We start from the raw sequence: 19163 nt of genomic DNA on the forward strand, positions 1-19163 counted from the left end.
CAATTTTATTGATCGAAGCTTTTTTTCCAGCCTTCCACCAGTTCCAGGAAGCGGGTATTTTCAAAAGTCTTGTTTCTTATTTTTCCTACAGAGAATATTCCCTTTTCATCCGAAATCATTAGAATTTCTTCAGCTTTTTGAGATTCAAAGGCAATAATTTCGTGTTCCTGAATATCGGCCAGGTTATTTTTATGTAAAAACGTAACAAAATTTTCCATCAGAGGAGAAATGTATGCTCCTTCCGTCTGTTTCGGAACTTTGATGACATTTCCTTCGAGAAACAGCAGGTTTCCTGAAGTGGTACGGGCAATCCTTTTATTGGGATTCAGAAGAATGACATCGTCCAGGTCATTTTCCTGAGCATAAATTCCACCGTAAATATTTTCCGGGCAGTGTACCCTGATATTGCTCAACAGATTATTATTCACATTGATTTCTTTGATAAGATCAAGCTCCTGAGGTCTATGGTATACCGCAAGCACATCATCCATTTCTGCCACTTCATAAAAGTAGGATACGGAAGATTTCGCCAAAGTTACCCCATCATTGTTTCTGAACACCTGGAAATTGATAATCCCGTTCTGTATTCCTGCGCCTTCTATGATCTCTTTATGAAACAGGGACTGGAAAAACTCCAGGGTATAAGTCAAAGGAATATTCATTCTCATCTTTCTCATGGAAGCCATCAGAAAAAAATAGCATTCTTCATCCATGATCAATCTACCGTTTCTTACAAAGAAAGAAACCTTCACCGAGTCGCCCAAAAGAAAGGCTCTGTTTTTAACATTCAACCCGTCTGACGTAAAATATTGATTTTCCAATTTTTGATGTGATTTATTTACAAAAAAATAATGAACGATAAATCGTTCATCAGTTTTATCATTTAATACAGTCCGGCATTATGCCGCACCTAATTTTATTCTGAGGTTTTCAATAAGATTTTCCCAATACATTGCGTTTTCTTCTTCATCTCCTTCTTCACAGAAATCTGTAATATTCAGAGCTAAATCTTCTGTAATATCATCTATTACGATAGTCATTTCAAAGAAATTCTTAGTTCCTTCATCTTCTTCCCATCTGAAACGCACGAAACCTTCAGGCTTATATCTGATCAAAGTGGCCTTTTCTGCAGGGCCTCCACCCCAGCTAAAAAAGAAATCATCGCCTTTCTCTGTTACCTCATCCGCAAACCATTCAGACAACCCCTCTGCAGTAGCCAGATATTCATATAAAATCTCTGATAAACAGTGCATTGGAAATTCGTAATGGACTTTATGTTTCGCCATATAATCTTTGTTTTATCGTCCCGCAATATATAAATTAATTTTTTTATTACACAAAAAAGCAATTACTTTTTTAAAGAATCTGTATGATATTTATCACAGAATTCAAATCGGTATTATGTTAAGTCAACTTATTCAAAACTACCATGCAAGGCATAAAAAAACCTCTCTTTTCCGGAGAGGTTTTTGTATTTAATTTTCATTCAGGATATCGAGAATAATCTGACACCCTTCTCTGATTTCGTCCATAGATAATGTAAGCGGAGGAGAGATTCTCAGGTACTCGTTTCTGTAGAGCTGCCAGAAAACAATAAGTCCTCTTTCCATACATTTTTTAGCTACCTCCAAGGTATATTCAGGAGCGCCCAGATTTACTGCAAGCATCAGCCCTTTACCGTTGATATTCTTAATTTTCGGATGAACTAGAAGTTCCCTGAACAGTTTTTCTTTTTCGTCCACCTGATTCATCAGCCCGCTTTCCAAAACTTCTTTTAAAGTAGCATAACTGGCTGCTGCAATCAAAGGATTACCGCCAAAAGTAGTAACATGCCCCAGCTTGGGAGAATGGGACAAGGTTTCCATTATTTTTCCTGAACTCATGAAAGCTCCTACAGGAACTCCGCCACCCATACCTTTACCCATCACCAGGATATCCGGAACAATACCGAAGTGTTCGAATGAGAAAAGCTTCCCGGTTCTTCCGAATCCCGGCTGAATCTCATCCAGGATTAAAAGTGCTCCTACTTCCTCACATCTTTTTTTCAGTTTAATCAGATAATCAGCATCAGGAACAAGAAAACCTGCAGCTCCCTGAATGGTTTCAAGGATCACACCTGCTGTCTTTTCTGTAATTTTATCTAAATCTTTTTCATTGTTGAATTCAATAAAAGAAACCATCGGCAGTAGCGGACGGAACTCTCTTTTATGGTTCTCATTTCCTGAAACACTTAAAGCTCCATGGGTATTTCCATGGTAAGAGTTTTTGAAAGAAACAATTTCTTCTCTTCCTGTATATCGTTTAGCCAGCTTTAAACTTCCGTCTATAGCTTCTGCCCCGCTGTTTACAAGATACGTCACTTCAAGGGGCTCCGGAGTGGCTTCTGCAAGCAATTTACATAAGGCAACAGGTTTTTCCTGTGCATACTCACCGTATACCATCACGTGAAGATATTTATCTGCCTGTTCTTTGATCGCATTGACTATTTTAGGATGAGAATGCCCAAGTGTGTTGGCAGAAACTCCTGCAACGAAGTCAAGGTACTTCTTTCCGTCTGTACCGTAGATATAATTTCCTTCGGCTTTTTCAACTTCAAAACCTGCAGCAAATTTTGTGGTTTGCGCCTGATATATAAAAAAATCTTTATGCATTTCCATCGTCTCAAAAAATTTCAGCAAAGCTATAAAAGATTCAGCAAATGCGGAAATTATTGACATGGAATAACAGAGTTCTGTGGTTCAACACCAACGGGCTGCCGTATGGTCCTGAAAACATATTATTATTATTAAACCAAAAGAACCGCTTTGTCAAGCGGTTCTTTTTATGTATTATTTTCTGGTTCTTTTTGGCTTTTTGGCTTCTTCTTTGGCTCTTTCATCATCTATAACCTTTTGGGCCTGATCATACAGCTCGTTATCGGCTGTGTATTTTATTTCTTCATAGTTCGGGCTGTCTACCAGTATATCCTGCCATTTCCTGATCCGGTCTTTGGTATTCCAGTTAAAATCAGGGAACTTACGTCTCGAAGGTTCAATTTTACTCATCGGATAGGTATCTGAAGCGGCACCGATGCTGCATGAGATGATCTGCAAGGCTCTCTCTTCAAATAAAGCACCTATAATTCCGCAGGTAGAAAGTGTAATCCCGATTCTTTCAGGTTTTTTGGTTTCCTGATCGGTATCATCCACATATACAATAGACTGTGCATTTCCTACTACTCTGGCTTCTTTAATATAATTTTTCTCGTAGTAAACGGTCATGAATTTTCCTTTCACCTGGTTGAATTCATCTTTCAAATTCAGGGAATCCACTTTACTGATGGCAAAAGCATTTCCGATTACTTTCAGGGAATCTATATTTTCGTTCTGGGTATTAAAATAAGCTTCTACCTTATCTCCTGTTACCTGTTTCTCACCGCTCCAAAGAATCGGTTTCGTAAACATATGCAGTACCCCATCTGTCTCATTAAAGGCAATAGAATCTGCTCTTCCCTGTGCATTGGATTTGTAGATACGGGCTTTTTTATAGGCTCTTAAGAAGCTTTTCTTTACATTGATGTCAAGAGAGTCCGGTCTTTGAAAAGAGATAATTTTTTCGGCTGCAAAATAAGCGGTATCTTTTTCCATGATTTTCACAGCATAAGGGTTTTTGGTCATCATTGAAGAGTCTTTTTTCTCAAAAATCTCTCCATAGCCCCCTTTAATGTATCTTCTTTCCTTCGGGTCGTCCAGTGTTACATTCCCAGTAGCCTTTCCAAAACCTGTAATCTGATTGAAATACATATCATCACCGGTAAGGATTTTATCATTATAGAAGATCTTGGAATTCTTATTCAGGAAAGCTTCTTTGGTTTCCATTCTGTACGTTCCTCTTTCGGTGTAAACCCTGTTTTTAGGATTGGCTCTGTTGGTAATGGTTGTAGGACCAAAAAATTCAGCAACCTTGGTATTCTGATTTTGTTTGATATTAACACCTTCTATGATATACTGGGCATTGTCTATTCTTACATTGCCAACAAAATCGATCATTTTGGTATTCAGGAAGTACGTTGCAGATTTGGTATACATTACATTTCCCTGGCTGTCTGTAATGGTTCCTCCCGTATTAAAATAAGCCTGGTTGGCTAATCTGTCATAGTAGAGGATATCCGTTTTTATGGTCTGCTTGGGATCGGTAAGGACTACATTTTTCCGGGCCACACCTTTCTGGGTGTTACCGTCATATTCCATTTCTCCTGCAGTGATTACTGAACCGTCAGCATTCTGGAGTCTGGTATTCCCCATGGCTTTTACGAAGTTTTCTTCATTGTAAAGAACGACTTCATCCGCAGTAAGCACAGATCCCTGATGCTCAATTTTCACATTTCCTGTAAAATATTGGTTTCCTTCATATTTTGCAGGGTCTTTGATGATTTTATCAGCATTGATGATCTTTATCTTATCTTCCGGTTTTGTCGGCTGGGTTTTTGCCGGTGAAGAAGGCTGCAGGTAAGGATCTCTCTTCACAGGGGTTTTATCCTGCGCAAAGCTGAGCGCAGAGATCAAGATGAACAGAAAAAGGATTTTTCTCATTAATTAGTCATTCTTAGTGCCATAGAAATATAGCGAATGAGAATCAATTTTTACGCCAAATGCTTCTTCAATGGCTTCTTTAATTCCTTGGATTCTTGGATCGCAGAATTCGATAATTTCTTCAATTTCTTTATCTGAGTCTTTTTTGTAGATCACCAAATGGTCATGCTGTTTATCAAAATAAGACTTTTCATAAGAAGAAGAAGTCAGTGTTTTTTCTCCGAACTGGTGTTTACGGATCAAACCTGCATCCAGGAAAATCTCAATCGTATTGTAAATTGTTGCTTTGGAAACATGGTATTTCTTCTGCATCATCAGAAGATACAGATCATCAACATTGAAGTGATGATCCATATTATAAATTTCTTCTAATATCGTATATCTTTCAGGTGTGTTTCTGAACCCTTTTTCTAATAAGTAGTTTCTCAGAACATCCTTGATCAAAGCTATATTTTTTTCTTTTTGTACTGTATCCATAAAAAAATTATCTACAAATTTATTGAATTTTATTTAAATAGATATTATGGTTAAATACTAACGGTTAAGAGTTGTGACGGAAGTACCCGGACTGCTCAATCTTGTTGTCATAAACAGTAAGCTCCGTAATCGGTGCAGATTCCACTTCAACGTTGTGGGAAGACACTCCCCAGGCCTTAAAGTCATCACTTCCGATATACTTCACGAAGTTGTAGATATTAAGGGTAATCTTCTGTTTAACAGTTAAAAGAATATCGTTGATATAGGTGTTATCTATGATAACGTATTTCAGATCCGGCGGAATATTATGTGCTCTCAGAGACGGATGACTGCTTCTTGAAGGAATAGTTCCATCTGCCATAAGATCTCTCAGTACCATATTGAAATAATCGTTGATTCTTCGGTCTACTTTAAATCCTAAAAGGAAATTGATCTTATAAACGGTTCCCGGAAGAATTTCGTCCACCGTATATTTGAAAGTATACGGATCTTCCTGGTTTACGATGCTCAGGATAAAATAATGATCTGCTCTTTTCGGTTGTTTTTTGATGATGGAGTAGATAATTTTTGATTCCACTTCATCGTTTCTTTTGGCTCTGCTCAGATAAGCCAGGTTGGTTGCATATTTCGGAATGGTTTCATCGAGTTTCATGTCTTTAAGAATAGACACATACTTATCGATTTTTACGTACTGGATAAAGTTAGCCTTAATCAGTCTTCCGTTGTACCATGCATACATACACACCGCAATGAATCCGCCCAATACCATGGTCAGCCAGCCTCCGTCTACAAATTTAATAACATTGGCATAGAAGAATCCTGATTCAAGGAACAGGTAAACGATGGCAAATCCTATGATAAAGATCTTATTAACTCTTGTACGGCTGAGCCAGAATAGCAACAGAATGGTTGTCATCAACATGGTAATGGTGATGGTAAGTCCGTACGCAGCTTCCATACGTTCTGATTTCTGGAAGAATACAACGACTACAAAACAGAAAGCCATCAGCCCCCAGTTGATTCTTGGAATATACATCTGCCCTTTTACCCCTGAAGGATATTCAATATGCTGATTAGGCCAGAAAGAGATGGACATGGCTTCTGAGAACATGGTAAATGATCCGGTAATCACCGCCTGGCTGGCAATGATTGCTGCTGCAGTAGCTAAAATTACACTTGGAAGAACGGCCCATTCCGGCATAATTCCGAAGAAAGGATTTACTCCGTTGTGTACCTGGTGATAGTTATCCAGTAACCATGACCCCTGTCCCAAATAATTCAGGATAAGCATTAATTTAACAAAAACCCAGCTGATTCTGATATTTTTTGCCCCGCAGTGTCCTAAATCGGAGTATAAAGCTTCTGCCCCAGTGGTACAAAGGAAAACCGCTCCCATAATTACAATGGCACTCGAGGAATGGGTAATCAGGTTATAGGCATACATTGGATTGAATGCTCTCAGGATTTCAATATGGTCAAAAATATGAAGTGACCCTGAAACTCCTAAAACAAGGAACCACGTGACCATGATGGGTCCGAAAAACTTACCGATAGAGGCTGTTCCGAACTGCTGCACCACAAAGATCACAAATAAAATAACGAGGGTGATCAAAACGACCGGAGTTTCCGGATTGTATATTTTGAGCCCTTCAATAGCTGACATTACCGTCAGTGAAGGAGTGATGACACTATCTGCCACCAGTGTGGAGGCTCCAATGATGGCAACTACGTACAGCCATTTCTTTTTGAGCTTTTTCACTAATGAATACAGTGCAAGAATTCCTCCTTCCCCTTTGTTATCTGCTCTTAGAGCAATGATCACATATTTAAGGGTTGTCTGAAGCGTCAGCGTCCAGATGATACAGGACAGTGCTCCTTCAATGTATTCATCGAACGGCATTGAGGCGCCTTCCTTTCTTGCGTTCACAATCGCCTTCATTACGTAAAGCGGTGACGTACCAATATCTCCGAAAACGATCCCTAGAGATACTATAACGCCTACAAATGAAAGCTTCTTTAAGTCAAAGTGATGACCGCCTTCTGTAACTTCTGCCATATCAGCCAATTTATTTTTTTAAAAGCGCAAATTTATATCAATTTTATGACGTCAAGAATTTTTCTTCATGAATATAATAAATGAAAAAACTTCCTTTCGGAAGTTTTTTTCTATTATAATTACTTTACGTACATCGCTTTTTTGATTTCCTCTTTTACTTTTTCCAGTTTAGGGAACCATTCTGCAAATAATGCTGCAGAGTAAGGTGCAGGTGCATCAGGAGTAGTAATTCTCTTGATTGGAGCATCCAAATAATCGAATGCTTTCTGCTGTACCATATAAGTAATTTCAGAAGATACTGATCCAAACGGCCACGCTTCTTCTAAGATCACCAATCTGTTTGTTTTCTTTACAGATTCTAAAATTGTATCAAAATCTAAAGGACGAACTGTTCTAAGGTCAATAACTTCAACAGAGATTCCTTCTTTTTCCATATCTTCCGCTGCCTGCATCGCCAATTTCATGATCTTTCCGAAAGAAACTAAAGTAACATCCTTACCTTCTCTCTTAATATCAGCTTTTCCGATAGGTAAATAGTATTCTTCTTCAGGAATTTCCATTTTATCACCATACATCTGCTCAGATTCCATGAAGATAACCGGATCATTATCCTGGATAGCTGTTTTCAGTAATCCTTTTGCATCATAAGGGTTGGAAGGTACTACTACTTTAAGCCCCGGGCAGTTGGCAAACCAACCTTCAAAAGCCTGAGAGTGAGTAGCTCCCAACTGTCCTGCAGAAGCAGTAGGTCCACGGAAAACGATCGGGCAGTTCCACTGTCCACCACTCATCTGACGGATCTTTGCCGCATTATTGATAATCTGGTCAATTCCTACTAAAGAGAAATTGAATGTCATAAATTCTACGATAGGTCTGTTACCATTCATTGCAGCTCCTACAGAAATTCCTGTAAATCCAAGTTCTGCAATCGGTGTATCGATTACTCTTTTCGGACCAAATTCATCCAGCATTCCTTTTGAAGCTTTATATGCACCATTATATTCTGCAACTTCCTCCCCCATCAGGTAGATGGATTCGTCTTTACGCATTTCCTCGCTCATTGCCTGTGCAATTACCTCACGAAAAGTATATTCTGCCATATTTTCTTGAAAAATTTAGACTACAAAAATAGTGTTTTTTTATTATACACATCATAAAAAAGCCGTTTCATTTGTATGAGGAGGTTCAATATTAATAATAATTTAAGAAGGAATGTTTTAAGGGAAGGAAGCTGGAGGCTGGAGGAGTGAAGCTATTGAAGCCTGAAAGAATAGATGAGGCATGCTTTTATTGATTTTTTAAGTCTGGTATCCATACCATTATTCATAGTGATTTTCAAAAACGGCATAGAGAATTCCCGTCTTCCAACTTCCAATCTTTAAAAATCATCAAACCGCTGTTTCCTCGTGCCGGCTCAGTTCTTTATAATTCTTTCTGAGATCCTGCAAAATTTTACCATAGGTTCTTTTATAGACAATATATAAAAGGTAAAAACCAATCAGTAAGCAAATTCCGAAAACAAAATAATTGATAAAAGAAGGCATCATCATCTCAGCATTGGTAGGCAAAGCGTTGGTTCCATGCCTTTCGTTCCAGCCATCCCGGACACCTGCCATAAAATCTCTGGTATTATGATCAAAATGAATGATACTGTCTATGACTGCCAGTACCAGTGAAATACCTGCATAAGCTAAGATGAGCTTTCTCATGTTTAAAATATTTTTCATCAGTGTAATGCTGTTCTGTCCTGTTTTCATTCTATTGAACATAAAGACAATGAATGCTGTAAAAACGAAGAACATAGCCATTCTTATATACGGAAACTGCTGATCCAGATAGCCATATACAGTCCATAGTATCACTTCAATCAATCCGATAATCAATAATGTTCTGGTGATGGAAACAGATTTATGTTTTATCATATTGTAAATTTCATTCTCGGAATATTCTTTAAAATCATCGGATTCTTTATTCCAGTCTTTTTTCAGTAATTCTAATTCTTCCATATTATGGTGTGCTGATTTTATTTTTTAAATTATTCTTCGCTCTGTTCATCTTCACTCTTGCATTTCCTTCTGTAATTCCGAGGATCTCTCCTATTTCTTTATAAGGTTTATCTTCCAGATACATCATGATCAAAGCTTTTTCCACATCTGACAATTCATAGATCGCTTTATACATCTTGCGGAGCTTATGTTCATCATCTTCGTAATCCTCATATTCCATTGTAAGGGATGAAAGATCAATATCCGTTACCTGCGCGCTCTGTTTCTTAGGTTTTCTGAATAAAGTAATTGCCGTATTCAATGCTACCCGATACATCCAGGTAGAAAACCTGGCCTCTCCTTTGAATCCTGGAAATGATTTCCACAACTGGATAGTAATTTCCTGGAAAAGGTCCTGATGGTCTTCAGGGTTATCTGTATATATTCTGCAGATTTTGTGGATAAGCCTTTGATTGGGCTTAAAAAATTCTACAAATGTTCTCTCCTGTTCTGTGCTCATATATTATAAGTGGGGAGATTTTATTTTCGTTACAGTATTTTTCAAAAAAAACGACATTTCATTACTGAAATGCCGTTCTAAAATTCTATGTAAGCTTATATTAATTCACTTTCTCCCAAACCTGGGTTCTGCCTAATAATGATAATCCCAGATATCCTCTTACGTTAAGCTTGTCTCCGCTTCTTGTAATGGTACATTTGTAGGTTTTACCCGTTTTAGGATCTGTAATATTACCACCGGTAAATTCATCGCCATCTTTCTTCAATCCCCTGATGATTTCAAGACCTACAAGCGGTTTCCCTTTTCTGTCATCTTTACAGGTTGTACAGTTGGGATCCGCAGGTTTTGTCAATAGCTGAGAAATCTTCCCATAATATTTACCGTCAGACTTCTTGAAGATTTCCACAATAGATTTGGCCTGTTTTGTCTCATCATCTATCGTTTTCCACTTTCCTTCAATCTGTGCAAAAGTAAGCACACTGAACAATGAAAGTGCAAATGTTAACATCAATTTTTTCATATTTCTTATCGTTTTAATTTTAATACAATATTCTTATCTATGTATTGATAAAAATATAAATTAATTTTCAACGAACAAAAACTTTTATTATACAAAGCATAAAGCAATGTATGACAACACTTTTGCTCTCTGTTCCTAGTACAGCTTCCTGTTGATCACCCTGTCCATATAATCCTGATACCATGCTTTTGCTGTCTGTTTCCCCTGTTCTACTTCCGGGGTTTTAAGTTGTCCTATCAGGTTTTTCTCCATACTGAGGTCAGATTGATCATATACCCCTATGATTTCTTTCCCGTCGAAACGGTAAATATAATTCCCGATCATGAACTGCTCTGTACTTCCGTCTGAATTGACTACGATAAAAGGATATTTTTTATCACTTACAAGGCTTCGTCCCCAGCTTCTGATGGGTTTATTGTAACCGATAAGGTCTGCTAATGTAGGATAAATATCTGCCTGCTGTGCGATTTCGGGATTGACTCCTTTAAGCTGGTAAGCAGGATTCGGGGAATAAAAAATCAATGGTACGGCATAGCGGTTCATTGCTCTTTCATATTCAGAATAATACACCTGGTTGGTATGATCTCCTGTAAAAACGAAGATTGTATTGTTGAACCAGGGCTGCTTTTTGGCAGTTTCAAAATATTTTTTGATGGCATAATCCGTATACTGTATCGGCTCATGCATTTCAATCTTTCCTTTTTTAAACTTCCCGTTATATTTTGCAGGAATTTTAAAAGGGTGATGTGATGAAGCGGTAAACACCGTCGTCATAAAAGGCTGCTTCTTTCCTACATTTTTTGCGAAATACTGAAGGAAAGGTTCATCCCAGATGGCCCACATCCCGTCAAAATCTTCGTCATGATTATATTCTGTCTTTCCGAAATAGTGTTTAAAGCCAAGGATATTACCAAACCCAAGGAATCCCATAGAACCATTAGGCGCACCGTGATAAAAAGAAGTATCATAACCCAGATCATTACAAACCGAAACGATAGACTGAATTTTCTGATTGGAATAAGGAGAACCGGTAAATGCATCCGTAAGACTCGGAATTCCTGCCAGTACGCTGCTCATTCCGTGAATTGACTGTCTTCCGTTGGCAAAAGTATTGGGAAAAATAAGACTCTGCCCTGCCAAACTGTCTATAAATGGGGTATAGGAAACATAATCTTTAATATTTTTATCCTTATTGAAAGCTCCGGAATATTCTCTTCCGAAAGATTCTACAATGAAAATAACAATATTCGGACGGTTTTCTACTTTGCGGTCATATACTTTATAAGGCTGTACATTTTCTGTGATATACTTTTCATCTACAAAATGAACTTCTTTAAAATTATTGGTATTTAAAGTACGGAAAAAGGAAAAAGTACTGTTCAACACCATATTTCCCTGCAGCGGATTGGTTACAAAACGGGTGGCATCTACCATATTGATAGGCCTCGTACTGTGTTTAAAATCACCACGGATTCCACCTACAACCAATACGGTCGTAATACATAAGGTAAGTACGGAGTAAAGAAAATAAGGTAGCAGGTTCGCCGGTTTTTCTTCTCTTATTTTAACTTTTTTGTACAGGAAAACCCATATTATCATCAACACCACATACCAGATCAGTACAAACGGATGCTGTCCTATTGAGATCATCAGGGTCTGGGAAACATTGGATTCATGCTCTGCTACCTGAAATACAGCCGATGTAAGCCTGGCCTGTGAGAATTTATAATAGATAAAATCTCCGAAATTCATGGCATAGGCTAATCCGTTGGTAATGAAATACACCCAGAAAAGAACCTTCTGATATCCTTTTTTTGTATTAATCACCAATGGTACAAGACTTAGCAGTATAAACAGTGAATTCACATACAGGATCGCTGTTGTATCGAAAGCCGTACCGTGATAAGCCAGCTTTATATATTCTGAAACAGAGTCAACTTTTATCAGGTCCTTATTGAAATACCAGAATAAAAGCCTCGCTATCTGATAAAAAACATATGCCAGAAAGATCCTGTACAGCAGTGCCAGAACTTCCTGTTTTCTAAATCCTTTTAAAAATTTCATGCGGCAAATTTACATCAAAATCACTTTAATATATTTTTTAGTTCGATTATTTCGAGTTAGAATTTTTAAAAACTGTAATTTTGTGGTTATGGATTTTATAAAGAATAATCTGGCCAATGCCCTGACCCTGGCTAATTTATTTGCAGGCTGTGTGGGTGCCATACATCTTATTTCGGGAGACTATCAGACTACGGCAATCTGCCTTATTCTCTCTTCAATTTTTGATTTTTTTGACGGTTTTGTAGCCAGAGCAGTAAAATCAAACTCCAATCTTGGGCTCCAGCTTGATTCTCTTGCGGATATGGTGAGCTTTGGGTTGATCCCGGGACTTACGATGTATAAAGCACTTGAGCCATTCGGAGCTGAACTTTTGGGCCTTCACCTGCCATTTGAGATCAAATATTTCGGATTGCTGGTGACGGTATTTTCCTGCCTGAGGCTTGCTATTTTTAACCTGGATGAAGAGCAGCGTTATTATTTCAAAGGGCTGAATACGCCTACCAATACCGTTTTGCTGTTCGGATTATATTATGCTTTTAAAGAAACCGGAACTTTCAGCTTTCTGTTTGGCAACGAGTTGCTGCTGGTGATCCTTACCATTCTTACCTCATGGCTTCTGATCAGCCCGATTAAAATGATGGCAATGAAGTTTAAATCCAAACAATTAAAAGATAACTATCCAAAAGTAGTCCTATTAGTGGGAGGTATCGCTATTCTTGCCATATTTCAGACTGTAGGAATTCCGATGCTTGTTATTTATTATATATTGGTATCGCTTATTTTCCAGGGGCAGTTGAAATAGATTCCCGGAAATTTTAAAGAGCAAAAAGCTCATTTTCAAATTAACACACTATCAAATTATTATTGATCAACATGAATTTAAAACTCCATAAACCCCTTTGTATTTTTGACCTTGAAACAACAGGAACAAATATCGGAAAAGACAGAATCGTTGAGATCTGTATCTTAAAAGTAAATCCTGACGCTTCCAGAGAAAGCAAAACGTGGCGTGTAAACCCTGAAATGCCGATCCCGAAAGAAAGCAGTGAAATTCACGGGATTTATGATGAGGATGTAAAAGACGCTCCTACTTTCAGAGAAATTGCACCTAAAGTAATGGAGATGATCTCCGGCACAGATCTGGGAGGTTTCAATTCCAACAGGTTTGACGTTCCTCTTTTAGCTGAAGAATTATTACGGGTAGGCATGGATTTTGACCTTAGCAAATTTAAACTGGTAGATGCGCAGACGATTTTTCATAAAAAAGAACCCAGAAATTTAGGGGCGGCATACCAGTTTTATTGTGGAAAAACATTGGAAAATGCACACTCCGCGGAAGCTGATGTGATGGCAACATTTGAAGTACTGGACGCACAGGTTGGCAAATATGATGATATCCCGAATGAAATTGCTCCGTTAAGCGAATTTACCTTTCATAATAAGCATGCAGATCTTGCAGGATTTATCGGCTATAACGAAAAACTCGAAGAAGTTTTCAATTTCGGAAAGTATAAGGGACAGTGTGTAAAAGTAATATTCCAGAAAGATCTGGGGTATTTCGGATGGCTTCAGAATGCGGATTTCCCTTTATACACCAAGAAAGTATTTACAAAAATTCAACTGTCAAGCAGGTTTTAAATATGGCTGAGCTGGTTCGTTTTAAATTTTATGAAACTGCCCTTGAAGCGAACAGGGACAAGCAGATATTGGCAGAGAACGGTATCAACAGCTTTATAGCCAATGAACAGCTGATTCAGTCGGACTGGCTGTTGTCACAGGCTGTAGGAGGAATTCAGCTTCAGGTCTTTGATGAGGACCTGGAAAAAGCCCGACAGGTTCTTCAGGACTATAAAGAGAATGAACACTACGCATTGGAAGTGGAACACACCATTGAAGATCCTGAGTTTGATTTTGTTTGTCCGAACTGTGGTTCCAATCACATTTACAGAGACGACAGGGCAACCAGTTTCTTTGGCATTTCATTTCTCACCAGCCATAAGTTCATCTGCTATTATTGCGGGAATGAATTCACGCATTAAAAGGAAAATATGGTCGGAAAATTAAAAAAGGCAGGAAGAATTGTACTCGTCGTTGTTTTAGGATTTCTTGTTTTCACAGCAGGTAAATTCTTTCTGGTATGGGACAGTGTGGAAGTTGATCCTGGTTTGATTCAAAAACCTCTTTTTAAAACGTTTGATAAGCAGAAGCAGGCAACCTTATGGGGCGAAGACAGTGAAGAGGATATCAAAACCAATGATTTTAAAACCAAATCAGACACCATTACCCCTGAATATTACAGCTGTTATATCAATAAGAAACCAATACTGAAAGTCATATTTTCTGTGGGAGATGGCTTCAGCGGCGGCGGTTATCAAATAGATATTTTACAGAACAGGTATAAGATTTCTCCTTATTCTTATACTGACAACATCAGACCGCTTGACTTTCTGGATACCGGAGAAAGCTACAAAATTCTGGAAAGTAAGCTTATTCTTGATCAAGAAACGTATAAAAAAGGAGACCGTATTTTTGGTTATTGTGAACTTAAAGTTCAGCGGGGATATGGCCCTCAGAAATATATAGCCGAAGGAAAAGGATATTTTAAAGGTATAGTCAATTAATCAATAAAGTTATGAAGATCATTTGCATAGGAAGAAATTACAGCGAGCACGCAAAAGAGTTAGGAAATGAAGTTCCTGAAAACCCTGTTATCTTTATGAAACCTGATACAGCGGTTTTAAAGGGAAATGATTTTTATATTCCTGAGTTTTCAAATGACATCCACTATGAACTTGAGGTGGTGCTGAAAATTTCAAAAGGAGGAAAATATATACAGAAAGAAACAGCGCATAAGCATTATGAAGAAATTGGCCTGGGAATAGATTTTACAGCAAGAGACCTTCAGACAGCGCTGAAATCAAAAGGGCTGCCATGGGAACTGGCAAAAGGGTTTGACGGATCTGCCGTAGTAAGCAGCTTCTTTAAGAAAGAAGATTTCAGTCTTGAAAATCTTTCATTTTCTTTGTTAAAAAATAAAGAACAGGTCCAGAACGGCAATACAAAAGACATGCTGTTCCATTTTGACGACATCATTGCTTTTGCTTCCCAGTATTTTACATTAAGGGTAGGTGACCTTATTTTTACGGGAACGCCTAAAGGAGTTGGAAAGGTAGACGAAAATGATGTTCTTGAGGCTTATCTTGAAGAAGAAAAAATCCTTGACATCCGAATATTATAAGTATTTAACATAAAAGTCTGGCAAATTTTTCCTATCTTTAGGATAACAAAATGAAAGGTTATGATAAATATTGTATTACCCGTAGATTTTGGGGACAAGACGGACCAACTGGTGGACGGTGCCATAAAATTTGCAAAACAGCTTAACGGAAGAATTTACCTGATCCATGTAGCCCCTTCAGATATTGGCTTTGCCATCGGTGATATGGGATTTCAGTATTTTCCGGAAGTGGAAGCCAATGAAATCAGGGAAGAACTGGTTCAGCTTAATAAAATTGAGCAAAGGATCATTGCCCATGATATCGATTGCGAGCATCTCTTAAAACAGGGAATTGCCAAAGATATCATTCTTGAGCATGCTACAGCAAAAAATGCAGACTATATTGTGATGGGCTCACATGGAAGAAGCGGAATTTATGATGTATTTGTAGGAAGCCTTACCAAAGGAATTACAAAAAGTTCTAAAATTCCTGTACTGGTACTTCCCATCCACGACTAAACAAAGAAAAATTTTAATCGTTAGTAATAAAAAAACCGATCAAATAAATCATTTGATCGGTTTTTTACTATATAACCAATTAATTAACCTTCTTTTTTATAGATATTCGGATCATAGTAAGGATGCTTACCTTCCGTTGGAGAATAATAGTCTTTATCTTTGTCGCCACCAAGGGTTACAACCAGTACATAGCACCAATAAGTGAATAGTACACAGCAAACTATAAACAGAATCCAGTTTAAAACATTACCGAAAGCATCAAAGAAACCGAAAGACCATTTGAAAACTTTGCTTAAGAATAGAAAGAAAGACGTCATTATTTTCCTTTTTTAAATTAACTTTGTACAAATTTATAAAAAATGTTTAAATTACTTTCAAAAGAAAGCAATATTTTTTCAATTCCTGTTTATATTGGTTTTCTTCTTTTAGTAGTCATAATATTTAACATACTGAATTTCAATACTTACGAAGCTATTATTGCCGGAATTACTTTTCTGGGAATTGCTTTGGGATATTTTTGTTTTCACAGTATCGCGCTTAATTATCAGACCCATCTGCCCTTATTTTTATATACCTTTTTTATTTTCGGATTGTACCCGGGAAGTTTAGATATAGGAATAGCGGTTTCGCTGCTTACCAATTCATTTTTGATCCTTCTTCTGACCAGTGCAGATGAAGATATCAGAAAAAAATCCTATGTATTGGTAGGGGCTATTGTAGCCTTGAATTTTATCTTTCTTCCTACCACATGGCCTATGGCCGTTTTTGTGATTATTCACGTAATTGCTACCTCTGCCAGAATAACGCTGAACCTGTTCAGGTTCCTGCTGGGAATTATCCTGATTACCCTCAGTTATTTCTCTGTCATGTATTTTGTAGAGTTCACATCATGGAATATTGATTATTTTCCTTTTGGGAAGATGAAACCGGTAACGGATTATACAGATCTGTTTCCTTTGATTCCTGTAGTACTGATGCTGATTTATGCCGTATATGACCATTTTCAAAATTATAATAAGAAAAGCCCTATAAGCAGATATAAATATACTTTTCTGCTGGTATTTTCCCTGGCACAGCTTATTACGATCATCCTGTATATGAATATGAGCTATGAATATCTTTTGCTGCTGGCATTTCCTTCAAGCATTATTCTAAGCAGAATGTTGAGATTTTTACCCAAATACTGGATGCAGGAAGCCTGTTTATGGTTGATTATTATTAGCCTGCTGACCTTTAAGGCAGGTACAGTTTTTGATTTATTTTAAAAAATTATGATTCAGATAGACGATAAATTGATTTCTGAGGAAATTTTTTCCGAAGAATTTGTTTGCAACCTTACGAAATGTAAAGGTGCATGTTGTGTGGAAGGTGACGTAGGGGCTCCCCTGGATAAGAGCGAGCTGGAAATATTGGACGGTATTTTTGACAAAATAAAACCCTACCTTACTCCGGAAGGGGTAAAAGCCCTTGAAGAGCAGGGCACATGGACTACCGATCCACACGACGGAATGTATGTTACTCCTATGGTGGAGAACCGTGAATGCGCTTATGTAACGTTTGATGAAAAAGGAATTACCAAATGTGGTATTGAAAAAGCCTATGAAGATGGTGCCGTAGACTGGCAGAAACCTATCTCATGCCACCTCTACCCCATCCGTGTTACAGAATACTCAGCATTTACCGCATTGAATTATCATGAGTGGAATGTATGCAGTGACGCATGTACTCTTGGAAAAGAACTGCAGGTCCCTGTTTATAAATTCTTAAAAACTCCATTGATAAGAAAGTATGGTGAAGATTTCTACACCGTTCTGAGCGAAGCCGCTGATGAATGGAAAAAAGAATATGGTTCTTAACCTGTAGGATTTTGAACTTGATAACAATAAAAACCGCATTATGTATATGCGGTTTTTATTTTGGGTATATTTACCGTATGAAGGAAGTATTATATCCAACGGTAGTAGGGATTGCATTTATACTCATTATTGTGTTTTCCATGATCGGAGCTAATCCTTTTACCAAAATTCTTCTTTTCTTTAAAAGAAAAAAGGTGGTCTTATCCGGTCAAAAAAAATTCTCCGGACCTTTGCATATATTTGATGAATCCATACAGTCGGAAGAGATCAAAGCTATCCTTCCTTCAGAGGTGCTGAAAAAATATTCTATTGTCTATGAGCATTCCTATAAAGGATTTGAGAATTCTGTTATTTTCAAATCTTCTAATGAAAAATGGGGAGCCCTGCAGTTTGATCCCTCAACCAACGAATACCGGCTGATTGCTGAAGCTGTTTATGATTCTATGGCTTTTTATCCGCAAAATCTGCTGTTTGAAGCAGTTTTTTCCAACAAATCCTCTTCCGGAAACACAACCCGTGTTTTTATAAATAATGAAGGCAGGATCATAAAAAAAATTACCAACTATGAGTATACCCGGTTTGATGCATTGGGGAACCTGATCACTTTCAAAAATCATCAATACGGCTTACTTAATTCATATTTTGAAGAGCAGATCCCTTGTAAATACTGGAAATTAACCGGAATAAAAAAAGATCTCTTTATTGTAACCGATAATGTAAAACAACAATATTTACTCATTAATGAAAAAGAAGAAATATTGTATACAACTCCATTTCCCGGAAAAATTTTTGAAAGTGTCTGTAAAGAAAAACTAATTGTTCAGGAGAAAAACCTGTATTATTTATTCGATATCATTACCCATGAGAAAACCCAGCTAAAATATGATCTCATATACCCGATCAGCAGGTTGTATGATTTCACGAAATGGCCGGTTACCCGATACATTACGGTTACCCACCTTATTGATACTTCAGAAGATTATGATGAGTACGCAATAGAGCCCGATACCCTGATGACAAGGCAGGGAAAGTATGGTATAATCTATGGTGACGGTGAAGTCTGTATCCCGAATATCTATGATAAGATGATTCAGATCCATGATGATCATTTTCAGGTGGCTTTGGGAGAATTCTCTTTTGAGATTGATGATGAAAAAGAAGAAATCATCTCTACGGGAGGGAAATGGGGTGTTGTGAACACTAAAAATGAGATCATCGTTCCTATTCAATATACCAATATTTATTTTCACAAACATCCTTTAGGTTATACAGCATATGAAGGGGGCGTTTCGATAGGGTATCATGATTTCAATGAAGGGATCTATTGGGGAGTAAAAGACAGTAAACCGGTTGAGTTTGATTTTAAAGAATAAAAAAA

At 37.5% G+C, this 19163-nt stretch carries 21 protein-coding genes; 9 read left to right on the forward strand and 12 right to left on the reverse strand.

The genetic code is table 11. The features are described from left to right. Nucleotides 1-5: 5 nt before the first annotated feature. The 11 genes from BBI00_RS12455 to BBI00_RS12505 all read right to left on the reverse strand — a co-directional run bounded on the left by BBI00_RS12455 (nucleotide 6) and on the right by BBI00_RS12505 (nucleotide 12193). Nucleotides 6-821, reverse strand: coding sequence for an aminotransferase class IV (locus BBI00_RS12455; RefSeq protein ID WP_065399071.1), 816 nt, complete (start codon nucleotides 819-821; stop codon nucleotides 6-8). A 78-nt stretch (nucleotides 822-899) separates the two neighbouring features. Further along, entirely contained in the window at nucleotides 900-1286 is a 387-nt protein-coding gene (locus tag BBI00_RS12460; RefSeq protein WP_027374691.1) for an START-like domain-containing protein, read from the reverse strand. 189 nt (nucleotides 1287-1475) lie between these two features. After that, entirely contained in the window at nucleotides 1476-2651 is a 1176-nt protein-coding gene (locus tag BBI00_RS12465; RefSeq protein WP_065399727.1) for an aspartate aminotransferase family protein, read from the reverse strand. 177 nt (nucleotides 2652-2828) lie between these two features. After that, nucleotides 2829-4571, reverse strand: a complete 1743-nt coding sequence (locus BBI00_RS12470; RefSeq protein ID WP_065399072.1) for an OstA-like protein — start codon at nucleotides 4569-4571, stop codon at nucleotides 2829-2831. 3 nt (nucleotides 4572-4574) lie between these two features. Continuing rightward, nucleotides 4575-5048 (reverse strand): Fur family transcriptional regulator, encoded by a 474-nt coding sequence (locus BBI00_RS12475; RefSeq protein ID WP_027374694.1) that lies wholly within the window; start codon nucleotides 5046-5048, stop codon nucleotides 4575-4577. 64 nt (nucleotides 5049-5112) lie between these two features. Continuing rightward, nucleotides 5113-7104, reverse strand: coding sequence for a KUP/HAK/KT family potassium transporter (locus BBI00_RS12480; protein WP_065399073.1), 1992 nt, complete (start codon nucleotides 7102-7104; stop codon nucleotides 5113-5115). A 119-nt stretch (nucleotides 7105-7223) separates the two neighbouring features. Continuing rightward, nucleotides 7224-8204: a pyruvate dehydrogenase complex E1 component subunit beta gene (locus BBI00_RS12485; protein ID WP_065399074.1), complete on the reverse strand. Its 981-nt coding sequence runs from the start codon at nucleotides 8202-8204 to the stop codon at nucleotides 7224-7226. A gap of 288 nt (nucleotides 8205-8492) precedes the next feature. Further along, nucleotides 8493-9110, reverse strand: coding sequence for a hypothetical protein (locus tag BBI00_RS12490; protein ID WP_065399075.1), 618 nt, complete (start codon nucleotides 9108-9110; stop codon nucleotides 8493-8495). 1 nt (nucleotide 9111) lies between these two features. After that, entirely contained in the window at nucleotides 9112-9609 is a 498-nt protein-coding gene (locus BBI00_RS12495; RefSeq protein WP_065399076.1) for an RNA polymerase sigma factor, read from the reverse strand. A 100-nt stretch (nucleotides 9610-9709) separates the two neighbouring features. Then, on the reverse strand, nucleotides 9710-10129 hold the full coding sequence (locus BBI00_RS12500; protein WP_065399077.1) for a DUF2147 domain-containing protein: 420 nt from the start codon (nucleotides 10127-10129) through the stop codon (nucleotides 9710-9712). A gap of 135 nt (nucleotides 10130-10264) precedes the next feature. Then, a complete protein-coding gene (locus BBI00_RS12505) occupies nucleotides 10265-12193 on the reverse strand; it encodes an LTA synthase family protein (RefSeq protein ID WP_065399078.1) in 1929 nt (642 codons plus the stop codon). Between the two features lie 88 nt (nucleotides 12194-12281). Between BBI00_RS12505 and BBI00_RS12510 the strand changes: the two genes are divergently transcribed. From BBI00_RS12510 to BBI00_RS12535, 6 genes are all read left to right on the forward strand, one after another. Then, nucleotides 12282-12995 carry a CDP-alcohol phosphatidyltransferase family protein gene (locus tag BBI00_RS12510; RefSeq protein WP_065399079.1) on the forward strand — a complete coding sequence of 238 codons (714 nt, stop codon included), beginning with the start codon at nucleotides 12282-12284 and terminating at the stop codon, nucleotides 12993-12995. A 71-nt stretch (nucleotides 12996-13066) separates the two neighbouring features. Then, nucleotides 13067-13831 carry a 3'-5' exonuclease gene (locus tag BBI00_RS12515; RefSeq protein ID WP_065399080.1) on the forward strand — a complete coding sequence of 255 codons (765 nt, stop codon included), beginning with the start codon at nucleotides 13067-13069 and terminating at the stop codon, nucleotides 13829-13831. 2 nt (nucleotides 13832-13833) lie between these two features. Beyond that, the gene (locus tag BBI00_RS12520) at nucleotides 13834-14232 is read left to right on the forward strand and encodes a putative signal transducing protein (RefSeq protein WP_065399081.1); all 399 of its coding nucleotides are present in this window, start codon (nucleotides 13834-13836) and stop codon (nucleotides 14230-14232) included. A gap of 9 nt (nucleotides 14233-14241) precedes the next feature. Continuing rightward, nucleotides 14242-14814, forward strand: a complete 573-nt coding sequence (locus BBI00_RS12525) for a hypothetical protein (RefSeq protein WP_065399082.1) — start codon at nucleotides 14242-14244, stop codon at nucleotides 14812-14814. A gap of 11 nt (nucleotides 14815-14825) precedes the next feature. Continuing rightward, nucleotides 14826-15431: a fumarylacetoacetate hydrolase family protein gene (locus BBI00_RS12530; protein ID WP_065399083.1), complete on the forward strand. Its 606-nt coding sequence runs from the start codon at nucleotides 14826-14828 to the stop codon at nucleotides 15429-15431. A 60-nt stretch (nucleotides 15432-15491) separates the two neighbouring features. After that, a complete protein-coding gene (locus BBI00_RS12535; protein ID WP_065399084.1) occupies nucleotides 15492-15929 on the forward strand; it encodes a universal stress protein in 438 nt (145 codons plus the stop codon). A gap of 83 nt (nucleotides 15930-16012) precedes the next feature. On the opposite strand, the gene BBI00_RS12540 is transcribed toward BBI00_RS12535, so the two are convergent. Beyond that, the gene (locus BBI00_RS12540; RefSeq protein WP_002976854.1) at nucleotides 16013-16246 is read right to left on the reverse strand and encodes a DUF6341 family protein; all 234 of its coding nucleotides are present in this window, start codon (nucleotides 16244-16246) and stop codon (nucleotides 16013-16015) included. Nucleotides 16247-16288: 42 nt separating this feature from the next. On the opposite strand from BBI00_RS12540, the gene BBI00_RS12545 reads away from it, so the two are divergent. The 3 genes from BBI00_RS12545 to BBI00_RS12555 all read left to right on the forward strand — a co-directional run bounded on the left by BBI00_RS12545 (nucleotide 16289) and on the right by BBI00_RS12555 (nucleotide 19158). Then, entirely contained in the window at nucleotides 16289-17194 is a 906-nt protein-coding gene (locus BBI00_RS12545; protein WP_065399085.1) for a DUF6427 family protein, read from the forward strand. A gap of 6 nt (nucleotides 17195-17200) precedes the next feature. Then, a complete protein-coding gene (locus tag BBI00_RS12550; protein ID WP_065399086.1) occupies nucleotides 17201-17785 on the forward strand; it encodes a DUF3109 family protein in 585 nt (194 codons plus the stop codon). Nucleotides 17786-17862: 77 nt separating this feature from the next. Continuing rightward, nucleotides 17863-19158, forward strand: a complete 1296-nt coding sequence (locus tag BBI00_RS12555) for a hypothetical protein (RefSeq protein WP_065399087.1) — start codon at nucleotides 17863-17865, stop codon at nucleotides 19156-19158. Nucleotides 19159-19163: the final 5 nt, after the last annotated feature.

This window comes from Chryseobacterium arthrosphaerae (assembly GCF_001684965.1).
Lineage (GTDB): Bacteria > Bacteroidota > Bacteroidia > Flavobacteriales > Weeksellaceae > Chryseobacterium > Chryseobacterium arthrosphaerae.